The sequence below is a fragment of the Halomonas sp. genome (genome assembly GCF_041689495.1).
Taxonomy (GTDB): domain Bacteria; phylum Pseudomonadota; class Gammaproteobacteria; order Pseudomonadales; family Halomonadaceae; genus Halomonas.
Window position 1 is genome coordinate 1 of record NZ_JBDNGD010000395.1, and the last position, 12,849, is coordinate 12,849.

Annotated in this window: 14 protein-coding genes and 1 pseudogene; 4 read left to right on the top strand and 11 right to left on the bottom strand. The window is 64.3% G+C overall.

The features are described from left to right. Positions 1-240 (top strand): annotated as a pseudogene (locus tag ACESMD_RS12535) (hypothetical protein); the annotation flags it as partial. Between the two features lie 212 nt (positions 241-452). Here ACESMD_RS12535 and rpoD read toward each other — a convergent pair. The 3 genes from rpoD to rpsU all read right to left on the bottom strand — a co-directional run bounded on the left by rpoD (position 453) and on the right by rpsU (position 4,720). Continuing rightward, positions 453-2,279, bottom strand: coding sequence for an RNA polymerase sigma factor RpoD (gene rpoD, locus ACESMD_RS12540; RefSeq protein ID WP_372613658.1), 1,827 nt, complete (start codon positions 2,277-2,279; stop codon positions 453-455). 250 nt (positions 2,280-2,529) lie between these two features. Beyond that, positions 2,530-4,344, bottom strand: a complete 1,815-nt coding sequence (dnaG, locus tag ACESMD_RS12545; RefSeq protein WP_372613660.1) for a DNA primase — start codon at positions 4,342-4,344, stop codon at positions 2,530-2,532. A 160-nt stretch (positions 4,345-4,504) separates the two neighbouring features. After that, a complete protein-coding gene (gene rpsU, locus ACESMD_RS12550) occupies positions 4,505-4,720 on the bottom strand; it encodes a 30S ribosomal protein S21 (protein ID WP_016416934.1) in 216 nt (71 codons plus the stop codon). A 257-nt stretch (positions 4,721-4,977) separates the two neighbouring features. Here rpsU and tsaD point away from each other — a divergent pair, with 257 nt between their 5' ends. Then, a complete protein-coding gene (gene tsaD / locus ACESMD_RS12555) occupies positions 4,978-6,006 on the top strand; it encodes a tRNA (adenosine(37)-N6)-threonylcarbamoyltransferase complex transferase subunit TsaD (protein WP_372613663.1) in 1,029 nt (342 codons plus the stop codon). Here the strand turns inward: tsaD and plsY are convergent. Further along, the gene (gene plsY, locus ACESMD_RS12560; RefSeq protein WP_372613665.1) at positions 6,003-6,590 is read right to left on the bottom strand and encodes a glycerol-3-phosphate 1-O-acyltransferase PlsY; all 588 of its coding nucleotides are present in this window, start codon (positions 6,588-6,590) and stop codon (positions 6,003-6,005) included. The genes tsaD and plsY overlap by 4 nt on opposite strands. Before the next feature lie 160 nt (positions 6,591-6,750). Here plsY and folB point away from each other — a divergent pair, with 160 nt between their 5' ends. After that, positions 6,751-7,119 (top strand): dihydroneopterin aldolase, encoded by a 369-nt coding sequence (gene folB / locus ACESMD_RS12565; RefSeq protein ID WP_372613667.1) that lies wholly within the window; start codon positions 6,751-6,753, stop codon positions 7,117-7,119. Next, a complete protein-coding gene (folK, locus tag ACESMD_RS12570) occupies positions 7,112-7,630 on the top strand; it encodes a 2-amino-4-hydroxy-6-hydroxymethyldihydropteridine diphosphokinase (RefSeq protein ID WP_372613669.1) in 519 nt (172 codons plus the stop codon). Before folB ends, folK begins: the two co-directional genes overlap by 8 nt. A 30-nt stretch (positions 7,631-7,660) precedes the next feature. On the opposite strand, the gene ACESMD_RS12575 is transcribed toward folK, so the two are convergent. The 7 genes from ACESMD_RS12575 to ACESMD_RS12605 all read right to left on the bottom strand — a co-directional run. Next, a complete protein-coding gene (locus ACESMD_RS12575) occupies positions 7,661-8,815 on the bottom strand; it encodes a polynucleotide adenylyltransferase (RefSeq protein ID WP_372613671.1) in 1,155 nt (384 codons plus the stop codon). A 3-nt stretch (positions 8,816-8,818) separates the two neighbouring features. Continuing rightward, the gene (glpE, locus tag ACESMD_RS12580) at positions 8,819-9,160 is read right to left on the bottom strand and encodes a thiosulfate sulfurtransferase GlpE (RefSeq protein ID WP_372613673.1); all 342 of its coding nucleotides are present in this window, start codon (positions 9,158-9,160) and stop codon (positions 8,819-8,821) included. Between the two features lie 43 nt (positions 9,161-9,203). Next, a complete protein-coding gene (locus ACESMD_RS12585; RefSeq protein ID WP_372613675.1) occupies positions 9,204-10,037 on the bottom strand; it encodes a symmetrical bis(5'-nucleosyl)-tetraphosphatase in 834 nt (277 codons plus the stop codon). 36 nt (positions 10,038-10,073) lie between these two features. Continuing rightward, the gene (apaG, locus tag ACESMD_RS12590) at positions 10,074-10,463 is read right to left on the bottom strand and encodes a Co2+/Mg2+ efflux protein ApaG (RefSeq protein WP_372613683.1); all 390 of its coding nucleotides are present in this window, start codon (positions 10,461-10,463) and stop codon (positions 10,074-10,076) included. Positions 10,464-10,468: 5 nt separating this feature from the next. Further along, the gene (gene rsmA / locus ACESMD_RS12595; protein ID WP_372613677.1) at positions 10,469-11,287 is read right to left on the bottom strand and encodes a 16S rRNA (adenine(1518)-N(6)/adenine(1519)-N(6))-dimethyltransferase RsmA; all 819 of its coding nucleotides are present in this window, start codon (positions 11,285-11,287) and stop codon (positions 10,469-10,471) included. Positions 11,288-11,350: 63 nt separating this feature from the next. After that, positions 11,351-12,400 carry a 4-hydroxythreonine-4-phosphate dehydrogenase PdxA gene (gene pdxA, locus ACESMD_RS12600; protein WP_372613679.1) on the bottom strand — a complete coding sequence of 350 codons (1,050 nt, stop codon included), beginning with the start codon at positions 12,398-12,400 and terminating at the stop codon, positions 11,351-11,353. Further along, positions 12,400-12,849 (bottom strand): SurA N-terminal domain-containing protein (locus tag ACESMD_RS12605; RefSeq protein ID WP_372613681.1); only part of this gene is annotated, 450 nt, incomplete at its 5' end. The genes pdxA and ACESMD_RS12605, both read right to left, overlap by 1 nt.

Here is a 12,849-nt window from a genome sequence, read left to right on the forward strand (position 1 = left end):
CTGGTGATTCGTCGCCGACGCGCCTTCGTCGAGGAATTTGCCCGCTATGCCAACAGCCTCTCCTTCGGGCTTTTCGCTTCCGGCTTCCTGACCACCTACGTGTTCTCGCGCCTCTACGGGCGCAGCGAGGTATGGATGGCGATCCTCGGCGAGCGTTACGAACGCTCCTTCAAGGATGCCGCCGAGGAGGTGGTCGAGCTCTTTGGCTATATCCTGATCCGATCGCCATCATCGAGCTAGCCCTGCTGGTCAGACGCTGGCACCGTGCCCGACTCACCGCCCCGTAAGGGCAAACTGACATGAGGCTCAAGCGACAACAGCGCCTGAGCGACCATAGCCCCAGAGACAATAAGCCCCAGAGACAATAGCCCCAGAACGACAACGCCCGCAGCACGAGGCGGCGGGCGTTGTCTGTTTCGGTCGAGCGTGAACCGCTCGTTCGCCGTGGAAACCTATTCGTCCAGGAAGGAGCGCAGCGGCTCGGAACGGCTGGGATGGCGCAGCTTGCGCAACGCCTTGGCCTCGATCTGGCGAATCCGCTCGCGGGTCACATCGAACTGCTTGCCGACTTCCTCGAGGGTGTGGTCAGTGTTCATGTCGATCCCGAAGCGCATGCGCAGCACCTTGGCCTCACGCGCCGTCAGGCCACCGAGCAAGTTACGGGTCGCCTCGATCAGGCCCTCGCCGGTGGCCAGGTTGATGGGCAGCAGCATGGTGCCATCCTCGATGAAGTCCCCCAGGTGCGAATCGTCGTCATCACCGATGGGCGTCTCCATGGAGATGGGCTCCTTGGCGATCTTGAGCACCTTGCGCACCTTGTCCTCGGGCATCTCGAGACGCTCACCGAGTTCCTCGGGGGTCGGCTCGCGCCCCATCTCCTGGAGCATCTGCCGCGACACGCGATTGAGCTTGTTGATGGTCTCGATCATGTGCACCGGGATACGGATGGTGCGGGCCTGGTCGGCGATCGACCGGGTGATTGCCTGGCGGATCCACCAGGTGGCATAGGTGGAAAACTTGTAGCCACGGCGGTATTCGAACTTGTCCACCGCCTTCATCAGGCCGGTGTTGCCCTCCTGAATCAGGTCGAGGAACTGCAGGCCGCGGTTGGTATATTTCTTGGCAATCGAGATGACCAGACGCAGGTTGGCCTCGACCATTTCCTTCTTGGCCCGGCGTGCCTTGGCCTTACCGATGGACAGCCGACGGTTGACCTCCTTAATCTCGGAGACCGGCAGCTGAACCACTACCTCCTCGAAGGCAATCTTGCGCTGGGCCCGGGCAATATCACCGCGCAGCGGCTCCAGCCGATCCCGATAGCGAGCATGGCCAGCCACGAAGTCGTCGAGCCAATCCGCGCGGGATTCGTTGCCGGGAAATGCCTTGATAAAGGTCTTGCGCGGCACCTTGGCCTTCTTGACGCAGAGCTGCATCACGGCCTTTTCCTGGGTGCGGACCTGCTCGACGCTGATCCGCACCTGGTTGACTAGGCGTTCGAAGTGCTTCGGGACCAGCTTGATCGGCGAGAACAGCTCGGCAAGGCGCGCTCGCTCGGCGAGGGCTTCCCGGGAATCGCGACCATGGGTCTCCATAGCGGCACGGACGAGTTCATTCTGCTCCCGGATCTGCTCGAACCGGGCCTTCGCCTCCTCTGGGTCGGGACCTCCCGTGGTCTCTTGCTCGACTTCCTCGTCGCCGTCACTCTCGACCCGCGACTCTTCCTCGGGCACCTCCGCCTCGGCAATGCCGGGGATTCCCTCATCGGGGTCGATGAAGCCGGAAAACAGGTCGGACAGGCGACCTGGCATCTCCTCATCCTGGGTGACATCATAGGCATCGAGGATGGACTCCACGGCACCGGGCAGATAGGCCAGCGCCGACAGCATCTCGCGGGTGCCTTCCTCGATGCGCTTGGCGATCTCGATCTCGCCCTCGCGGGTGAGTAGTTCGACCGTGCCCATCTCGCGCATGTACATGCGGACCGGATCGGTGGTGCGCCCCACATCACTTTCCACCGCGGCGAGCGCCGCTACCGCTTCCTCGGCGGCCGACTCGTCGGTGGAATGATCGGACATCAGAAGATCATCTTCATCGGGGGCTTGCTCGACGACGCTGATTCCCATGTCATTGATCATGCCGATGATGTCTTCTACCTGGTCGGGGTCGGCAATATCCTCGGGTAGATGGTCGTTGACCTCGGCATATGTCAGGTAACCCTGTTCCTTGCCGCGCGCGATCAACTCCTTCAGACGCGACTGCTGCTGCGCATTTCCAGCCATAGAAACCCTATCTCGACGAAGAAGAATGAAGCACCTGAACCACTTGAACCACTTGGGCGGATGAAACTCGATAAGCCGAACAGTATAGCGGCAAAAAGCACTTTTCTGCCAGTTCGGTCTATTTGCGCGGTCATTCAGGTGTGTTAAATTGTCAGGTTGCGCCCGGTGCGGGCACTTTCCCTTTTAGATGGTGATATTAGGAGAAAATTCAACCCGGATGCCAATCACCGGGCCAGATTCTCCGTTTGGTTCAATCGCGCAATTCGGTCAACAGCACCATCAGACGCTGCTTCTCCTCACGGGACAGGCGGTCGCCGGCCTTTTCCCTGGCCAGCAGAACATCGATCTCCTCCCTCGGAGAACGCCGCCGCTGGTTCTGGACGAAATGGGCCACCAAGCCATCCAGCTCGGCATCCCTGGCCCGGCGGGGAATCAGCAACTCCCGCCTCACCAGCACCGCCAGCCTTTCGCCTTCCTCGGTACCGTGAAAATGCGCCAGCAGGACTTGGGCACTTCGATAACGCCCCGCCCTCAGCAGGCGGATGACCTCGCGGCACAGTCGCCCATCGGGATCCTCCTGTGGACACCAGTCCTCGCCCTCGGGTAGCCGCGACACCAGCCCCGGCTCATGCACCAGCAATTGCAGGACCCTGGCGACCAGGCTCAGTGACCCCGCGAGACCACGTGACGTCTCGCCCCGGAAAGGCAGCGCCACCTCAGCGGTGAGAGAGGCGTCGCGGGCCGATGCTGCCGGCGGTTCGGCGCGTGTCAGCAAGGCCTCGAAACGTGTTTGATCGACGCCGGTTCGCCGCGAGAGTTCACTGAGCATCAGCGATTTCAGCACGCCTTCCGGCAAGCGGGCGATAGCGGCCAGGACCTGGCTGGCGTAGCGCTCGCGATCCTCCACCCGCTCCAGATCACGGCCGGTCGCGGCCTGCTCGAAGAGGAATTCAGACAGAGGGCTCGAACAGGTGATCCTGTCATGGAATGCCTGCGTGCCCTCCCGCCGCACCAGGGTGTCCGGATCCTCGCCCTCGGGGAGGAAGAGGAAGCGTGCCTGGCGGCCATCGATCATCAGCGGCAGTACTGTCTCCAGGGCTCGGCGGGCGGCCTGCCGGCCGGCCTTGTCACCGTCGAAGCAGAACACCACCTCGCTCACCAGCCGGAACAACCGAGAAAGATGCTCATCACTGGTAGAGGTCCCCAGAGTGGCCACGGCGTTGCGAATCCCGAACTGCGCCAGGGCAACTACATCCATGTAGCCTTCGACGATCACCACCCGTTCCAGGCGATGGTCCGCCTGCCTCGCCTCGAAGAGCCCGTAGAGTTCCCGGCCCTTGTGGTAGACCGGAGTCTCCGGAGAATTGAGGTACTTGGGCTTGGCATCGCCCAGCACCCGCCCGCCGAAGGCAATGGTGCGTCCCTTGATATCGCGGATCGGGAACATCACCCGGTCGCGAAAGCGATCATAGGTCCGGCCGGTTTCTTCACGCTGGACCAGCAGACCGTATTCGACCTGGACCGCCTCGCCGATCCCACGCTCCCCCAGGTGACGCTTGAGGGCGTCCCAGGCATCGGGGGCATAGCCGATGCTGAAGATCTGCTGGATCTCCGGTGACAGGCCGCGACTGGCCAGATAGTCCCGAGCCGTCGCCGCTTCGGGCATCTTCAGCCGTTCGCGGTAGTAGGACGCCGACAACTCCAGGAGATTGACCCCCTCCTGACGCTTGCGCTCTCGTGCCTGGGTCTTGGGATCATCGGTCCCCTCGCGAGGTACTTCGAGGCCCAGGCGTGAGGCGAGTAGTTCCACAGCCTCGGGAAACCGCAGCTTGTCGTATTCCATCAGGAAACCCAGGGCCGTGCCGTGGGCACCACATCCAAAGCAATGATAGAACTGCTTGTCGGCACTGACGGTGAACGAGGGAGTCTTCTCATGATGAAAGGGACAGAGGCCCGAATAATTCTGGCCGGCCTTCTTGAGAGGCACTCGCTCGCCCACCACCTCGACCACGTCGACGCGGGCCATCAGGTCATCAATGAAGCGTTGCGGAATCTGACCGGCCATGCGGGTGATTCACCTCGATGGGCTGCGACTCGATGCTGCCGGCGCGCCCGTCGATGGAAAAAGCGCTCGCCGGAAAAAACAAGCGGCCACCCGATGGCAGCCGCTTGGCGTCCCTCCCGAGCCGACACGCGGCATGTACCGCCGTCGGCTCACGTACGGATCAATAGAGCCGTTCGAAACGCTTGCGCTCACGCTGAAGCTTCTTGGCGTGACGCTTGACGGCAGCCGCCGCCTTGCGCTTGCGCTCCGCAGTCGGCTTCTCGTAGTGCTCACGACGACGCACTTCCGAGAGAACACCGGCTTTTTCACAGGAACGCTTGAAGCGCCGCAAGGCGACATCAAACGGCTCGTTGTCACGTACTTTGACAGAAGGCATTAAGCACTCACCTACCTTAGGAATCTTGAGTTCGGTTTGTACGCACACCCGGTAGCCAGCAAGGCGCTTTCCATCCCTCGGGACTCGGAATGGATGCCTCACGAAAACAGGCCACCTGGGCGCACGACCCAGTCTTGCAGCGCACGGTATATTAGACGCGGGCAGAAAGCATTGCAAACCGTTTCCGCCCCACCCCTGACGTCCCGGCGACGAACCACGTAGAATACCGCTTTTTACTGCACGGCAGAGTCACCACCATGCGCGTACTGGGCATCGAAACTTCCTGCGACGAAACCGGCGTCGCCGTCTTCGACACGGCGCACGGCCTCGTCGCCGATGCCCTCTACAGCCAGGTCGCCATGCATGCCGACTATGGCGGCGTAGTCCCCGAACTCGCCTCCCGGGATCATACCCGGCGGCTACTGCCGCTGATCCGGCAGGTCCTCGAAGAGGCAGGCCTGCAGCGCCGGGAACTCGATGCCATCGCCTACACGGCTGGGCCCGGGCTGGTGGGCGCCTTGATGGTGGGCGCCGCCACGGCTCATGGCATGGCACGGGCCCTGAGCATCCCGGTACTCGGGGTCCATCATATGGAAGGACACCTGCTGGCGCCGATGCTGGAGGAAGCGCCCCCCGCCTTCCCCTTCGTCGCTCTCCTCGTCTCCGGAGGACATACCCAACTCGTCGAGGTTCAGGGACTGGGACGCTACCGACTGCTCGGTGAATCGGTGGATGATGCCGCCGGTGAGGCCTTCGACAAGGCGGCGAAGATGCTTGGACTGGCGTATCCCGGCGGCCCGCACCTGGCCAGACTCGCCGAGCGCGGGGACCCGACCCGCCTGCGATTCCCGCGCCCCATGACCGACCGACCGGGCCTCGATTTCAGCTTCTCCGGACTCAAGACCCATACCCTGACCGCCATCCGCAAGCTCGAGGCCGAGGGTGGACTGAACGACCAGGCCCGCGCCGACGTGGCCCGCGCCTTCGAGGAAGCCGTTGTGGATACCCTGGTGATCAAGTGCCGTCGTGCGCTGGACGACACCGGACTCAAACGTCTGGTGGTCGCCGGCGGCGTGAGCGCCAACAGTCGACTGCGCGAGCGACTCGAGAGCGAGACTCACAAGCGCGGCGCCCGTGCCTATTATCCCCGGGGTCGCTTCTGTACCGACAACGGCGCCATGATCGCCTATGCGGGGGCACAACGCCTGCTGGCCGGAGAGCACGACGAGACCGGCATCATGAAGGCGGTACCGCGCTGGCCGATGGATACCCTCAAGATTCCCTAGATCCTCGGTTCGTCGCCGCGTCCCAGTCGACGAATGTTGAGCAGGTGGCGAATCAGCACCAGCAGGGTGAAGGCAGTGACCACCAGGGCATAATCGGGGGCCAGCCACAGACTGGCCAGGGGCGCCATGGCGGCACTGGTCAAGGAGGCGACCGATGCGGTATGCACCCGCCAGGCGAGCAGCGTCCAGAGGCCCGCACAGATCAAGGCGACAGCCGGGGTCAGGACCAGCATCACGCCGAAGGCACTGGCCACCGCCTTGCCGCCGCGAAAGCCATGCCACAACGGATAGCCATGGCCCAGCAGTATGCCCAGGCCGACCAGACCCTGGCCCCAGGGAGGCAGGCCGAGCTGGATGGCCAGGACCAGCACTGGCATGCCCTTGACGGCATCCACCACCAGGGTCGCCAGGGCCAGTCGACGCCCATACAGACGCAGCACATTGGAAAACCCCGGGTTGCAGGAACCGGCGAGACGCGGATCCCTGACACCGGCCAGGCGGCAGACAGTCAAGGCGCCAAGCCAGGAGCCACTGAGATACCCCAGCGCCACCAGCAATGATAGAACAACAACGAGGTCTGACACCACCCAAGAACCTCTGTGATGGGGCGATACCCGGATTCTGCCAGGCACCGGAGTCAACCGACAGCCGGACCCGCGGGTACGGTGTCGTCCTGGCGGTGCCTGGCGTACAATCGCCGGCAATTCTCCAACTCTCATCATCGACCCAGGGAACACCTGCCCCATGGATACAGTGCTGATCGAGTCGCTCGGTGTCGACACCGTCATCGGCGTCTACGACTGGGAACGACGCATTACCCAGCGGCTGGAGATCGACCTGGAACTGGCCACCGATATCCGCCCCGCCGCCCAGGCCGACGATATCTCCCTGACGCTGGACTATGGCGCGATCAGCACCCGTATCGGCGACTTTGCCTCGAGCCATGAGTTCGCTCTGGTGGAAACCTTCGCCGACCGACTCGCTACCCTGCTGTGTGAGGCATTCTCCCTTCCCTGGTTGCGCCTGACGGTCCGCAAGCCCGGCGCAGTGGCGGCGGCTGCCTCGGTCGGGGTGCGCATCGAACGCGGCAACCGGAGGTCACCTGGTGGCTAGGATCACCGTCAGCATCGGCAGCAATATCGACCGGGGGCATCATGTCCGCACCTGCCTGGACGCCCTCGAGACAGCATTCGGCGCCCTGGCCATCTCGCGGGTCTTCGAGAGCGAGCCGGTGGGCTTCGAGGATGGTCGCAACTTCTACAACCTGGTGGTGGCCTTCGATAGCGACTGGCCGGTGGGCGACCTCCAGGCCTGGTGCAAGCGCCTCGAAGATGCCAACGGCCGCCGCAAGGACAGCCCCAAGTTCAGCCCCCGTACCCTGGATATCGACCTGCTGACCGTGGGCGACCTGACTGGGCGACACGACGGCGTCGAACTGCCCCGGGACGAGATCCTCCACCACGCCTTTGTGCTGTTGCCCATGGCGGAGCTGCTGCCCGACGCCAGGCATCCGGTGGTGAGTGAGCGCTACGATGCACTCTGGTCACGCTTCGATGCCGAGGGACAGCGACTCTGGCCGGTGGACTTCACCTGGGCGGGCCGCACGATATCCCGGGCCGACTGACACCCGGCCAGCGGCACCGGCGATCCCGACTCAAGCGGTCGCGTCGGGATCGACGAGGGCGGCCTCGATCGCCGCCTGCCGTCGCGTGGCCAACTCCTCTCCCAGAGCACGTCCCTTGAAGCCCTCCTCCACAAGGGACCTCGGCAACACCTGAGCCGCCAGGCGCCAGGCCAGCGCCAGGTCCTGGGCCAGGACGGGGTCGTCCATGCTGACCAGGCTGATCAACGGCGTGACACGCTCGCTGCGTCGCCAGCCATCGATAGCGTCCAGCCAGGCCAGGACCCGTGCACCGTCCGGTGACTGCTGCTGTGCGTCCAGGCGAAGGCGGCGTGTCAAGGCGGCCTGGCGGGCGAGCGCGACATGGGCCCTGGGCAGGCGCAGCGCCTCGGACAGGCGTGCCTGACAGGCCTCACCGAGATGCTCCACCAATCGCGCCCAGCGCCAGCGACTGACCGCCTCGCTGTCGATATCCTCCGGCAGGCGATGCAGGCGGCCCAGGGCCTCATCCAGAGCGTCACGGTCCTGGACCAATGCCGGGAAGAGCACCTCCAGGGCACCACAGTCGTCCAGGGCCTGGAAATACACTTCCGGCCAGGGCTCACCCAGCGCCTTCTCGGTCTCTATCCAGACGCGTTCGGCCACCAGATGGGACACCTCGCCGCTCGCCGCCAGGTCAGCCATCAGGTCTCGTGTCTCCTCGGCGATGACGAAGCCAAGACCGGCATAGCGTGCCAGGAATCGCGCGGTGCGCAGGACCCGCAGGGGATCCTCACTGAAGGCCGGGGAGACATGGCGCAACACCCTGGCCTCGAGATCGGCCATGCCGCCATAGGGATCGATCAGCTCGCCCTCGCAGGATTCGGCCATGGCATTGATGGTCAGGTCGCGACGCGTCAGGTCTTCCTCCAGGGTCACCTCGGGGCTGGCGTGAATCGTGAAGCCGGTATAGCCGTGCCCCGACTTGCGTTCGGTACGCGCCAGGGCATATTCCTCGTGGGTCTCCGGATGCAGGAAGACCGGAAAGTCGCGGCCCACCGGCTTGAATCCACGGCGGGTCATGGTCTCAGGCGTCGCACCCACGACCACCCAGTCCTGATCATAGACCGCCCAGCGTAGCCGGGCATCGCGAACCGCGCCTCCCACCCGATACACCTCGAGGCCCTTGAGGTACCCGTTCCCGGCCATGGGTCAGGACTCCACCCTGTCGGGTTGGCACCACTGCCATTCGGTAAAGCCGCCATCGAGACTGTAGACCCGCGAAAACCCCTGGCGGGATAGCCAGGCGGCGGCCTGCTGACTGGAGTGGCCGTGGTAGCAGACGACGACGAGGGGCTGGTCCACCGGGCTCTCGGCGACCAGGGCGGCCACCGAGTCGTTATCCAGATGGCGGCTACCGGGAATATGGCCATTGGAATAGCTGACAGGGTCCCGGATATCCAGCAGCGTGTGAGCGCCATCACCCTCGAGCCAGTGCGCAAGGGTCGAGACATCCATGTGTTGAAAGGCACTATCGGTCATGGCGTCAGTCATGAAGGACTCCATGTCAGTAGGATTGGTAAGGTAGCAGAATCGGTCATCGGGCCGGACCCCGGCGACTGGGTACCCGGGTGCGCTTTCCCGTCGACAGGTCCAGGGCGGTCAGGCCGCCTCCCCAGACACAGCCGGTATCCAAGGCCTCGGCCGTCACACGGCTAGCCGGGGGCTCACCCTGGAGGGCGGCCCAGTGACCGAACAGCAGCCGGACATCGTCGTTGCGGGGATACTGGAACCAGGGAGCGAAGCCGGAAGGTGCAGTGTCCAGGCCTTCCTTGCCGGTGAAATCCAGCCGTCCTCGGGGGTCGATGAAACGCATCCGAGTGAGAACGTTGACGATGAATCGCCACCGCTCGATGCCGTCGAGATCATCGCGCCAGAGGGCCGGCTCGTTGCCATACATTTGTTCGAGGAAGGCCCCCGGATTCTCGCCGGTCAGGATGGCCTGAACCTCGTCGGCGAGGGACTCGGCCTGATCCACCGACCACTGGGGCAGCAGGCCCGCATGGGTCATCACCGTACGGCCGCGGGGGTTGGAATCCTCTCGCACCATCAGGGGCCGGGCCTGGAGCCAGTCGAGCAGTCGCTCACGATCCGGCGCGGCCAGGATGGCGGCCAGGGTGTCCTTGGGATTTTCCCTGGCGCCTCCCCGGGCCACCGCCAGGAGATGAAAATCATGATTGCCGAGCACCGTGACTGCGGCCTCGCCCAGGGCCATGACCTCGCGCAGGCAGGCAAGCGAGTCCGGGCCTCGATTGACCAGGTCACCCACCAGCCAGAGGCGATCATGGCGCGGATCGAAGGAAAGGCGTTCGAGTAGTGCGACGAATTCCGCATGACAACCGTGGAGATCGCCGATGGCATAGGTGGTCATCTTGGCTCCCTGTCCGGTTGGATTGGCGTGGCGCGATCAATGCACCTGATTGGGGCTTGCCAGGCGAAATGGGGCGATGGGAACCTCGAAGAGGCGCTGACTGGCGGTATCCACACAGGTATAGGCCCCTTCCATAACGCCCACGGGACCCTCGAGGATCGCCCGGCTGGTATAGCGGAATACCTGTCCCGGCGCGATCATCGGCTGCTGCCCGATGACCCCCTTGCCACGGACTTCCTGTACCTTGCCACTGCCTTGGGTGATCTTCCAGTGGCGAGCCAGGAGTTGCACGCTGCGCCGCGAATCGTTGTGCACTGTGACGGTATAGCTGAACACGAAGCGCTGTTCGCCAGGGGCGGACTCCGCCTCGCGGAAATCCGGCTCGACGTCGACATGCAACCCGGAGTCGAGCTCATCGATTGTCATGGCGCTCATGGGGTCTCTCCTTCTCCGGCATCCGCCAGATGGTTGGCAATACGTACGAACTCCGCAATGGAGAGCGTCTGTGGCCGGCGCCCGGGATCGATATCCAGGGCCGCCAGGTCGGCGGCGTCGATGCGGCCCTTGAGGTTGTTGCGCAGGGTCTTGCGTCGCTGGCCGAAGGCCTGGCGAACCAGGTCGAAGAGCAGCACCTCATCAGCGGCGCGATCCGGCAACGCCGCATGGGGTGTGAGGCGAACGATGGCCGAATCGACCTTGGGCCTGGGCACGAAGGCCTCCGGCGGCACCTTGAGCAGGGATTCGACCCGACAATGGTACTGGGCCATCACCGACAAACGCCCCCATTCGGAGCCACCCGGATCGGCCGCCAGACGGTCGACGACCTCCTTCTGCAGCATGAAATGCATGTCCGCGACGGCATCGCCGGCCTGGAGCAGGTGCATGATCAAGGGTGTGGAAATATTGTAGGGCAGGTTGCCCACCACGCGCAGCGGTTCACCTTCGCCCCGCAGGACGCGAAAGTCGACCTTCAGGGCATCGCCCTCGTGGATGATGAAACCGGGGTAGGCGAAGAACTGCACCCGCAGACCGGGAATCAGGTCACGGTCCAGTTCGATCACCTCGAGATGACCCTCCGCGGCCTCGAGCAAGGGCTCGGTCAGCGCTCCCTGACCCGGACCGATCTCCACCAATCGCTCGCCGGTGCGGGGATGGATGGCATGCACGATGCGGGAGATCACCCCCGCATCGCGCAGGAAGTTCTGGCCGAAACGCTTGCGGGCCCGATGAGCCGTTGGGCGGGATACCATTCGAGAGGATCCTTGTGGACGCGCTGGGTAGAGAAATGACGACTCACGCCCGGAGACCGGAACTCAGGCGACGCCGCGGCATCTCGCCATGTCCAGGGCCAGGTTCAGGGCCACCCTTAGGCTTCCCGGATCGGCCACGCCACGGCCGGCCAGATCCAGCGCCGTGCCATGGTCTACCGAGGTGCGCACCCAGGGCAGGCCCAGAGTGATGTTTGCCGCCCGACCGAAACCGGCATACTTGAGCACCGGCAAGCCCTGATCATGATACATGGCCAGGACCGCATCGACCCCCTGGAGATGTCGCGGGGTGAACAGGGTATCGGCGGGCAGCGGGCCATCGAGGTCCATCCCCTCGGCGCGCAGCGCCTCAATGGCCGGGGCAAGGATCTCGAGTTCCTCGCGACCCAGATGCCCCCCCTCACCGGCATGGGGATTGAGGCCACAGACGGCGATACGGGGATGGCGGATACCGAACCAGCGCTGGAGATCGGCATGGAGGATGCGCAGCAGGCGGATCAGACGGGGCCCGTCAATCGCATCGGCCACCTCACGCAGCGCAAGATGAGTGGTGGCCAGGGCCACACGCAGAGACGCACTCCCCGACCAGCCAGGCTCGGCGGCATGCAGAGCGCTGTCAGTGGCCAGCAGCATCACCACTTCCTCGACCCCGCAGGCATCGCGCAGGTACTCGGTATGGCCCATGAAGCCGGCATGACCGGCGTCGAGGATGACGCCCTTGTGCAGCGGGGCAGTCACCATACCCTCGGCCTGACCGGTTTGGCAGGCGCGCACCGCCATATCCAGGGTCTCGAGCACATAGGCGGCGTTGGCGACGTCCAGCTCTCCGGGACGCGAGGGTACCCGCAACGTCACCGGCCATACCGGAAGCCGCCCCACGCGGGGAGCGGGAACTGGCTCACCCGGGCTGAGCTCGATAACCTCGGTTCGGCGGCCAATCCGAGCCGCACGATCGGCGAGCATGGCAGGATCACCCACCGCCACTACCCGTGTCGGCAGGATCGGACCCTCCACCAGCATGACCGCAAGCTCCGGGCCGATTCCGGCGGGCTCGCCGGTAGTCAGCGCCAGGACAGGGCCAGTCGCCTCCCCCATCAGCGAAGTCGATTGTCCACGAAGGCCTGGGACCGGATTTCCTGCAACCAGACCTCGAGTTCCTCGTTTGCCTTGCGCTGGAATACGGTCTGGCGGGCTTCTTCTCGGCTTGCCCCCTGCTGCTCCATGAACTGCTCCACCTCGCGATCGCTGATGGAGACACGGCTGCCCACCCGACGCTGCTGGAACTCACGCAGCAACATCTTGCGGCGGACTTCTTCACGCACTACCGCCAGGCTCAGGCCATCTGCCTCCAGGGCGTCGGCGAACTGTTCGAGCGTCATGCCGTTGCTTTCGGCAATGGCACGCACCTGACCATTGAGCTCGGTATCGTCGATGGAGAGCCCGGCCTCTCGGGCCATCTGCAGCTGGATCTCCTCGATGATCATCTGTTCGAGAATCTGCTCACGCAGCACAGCCTCCGGTGGCTCTTCGATACCACGACCGGC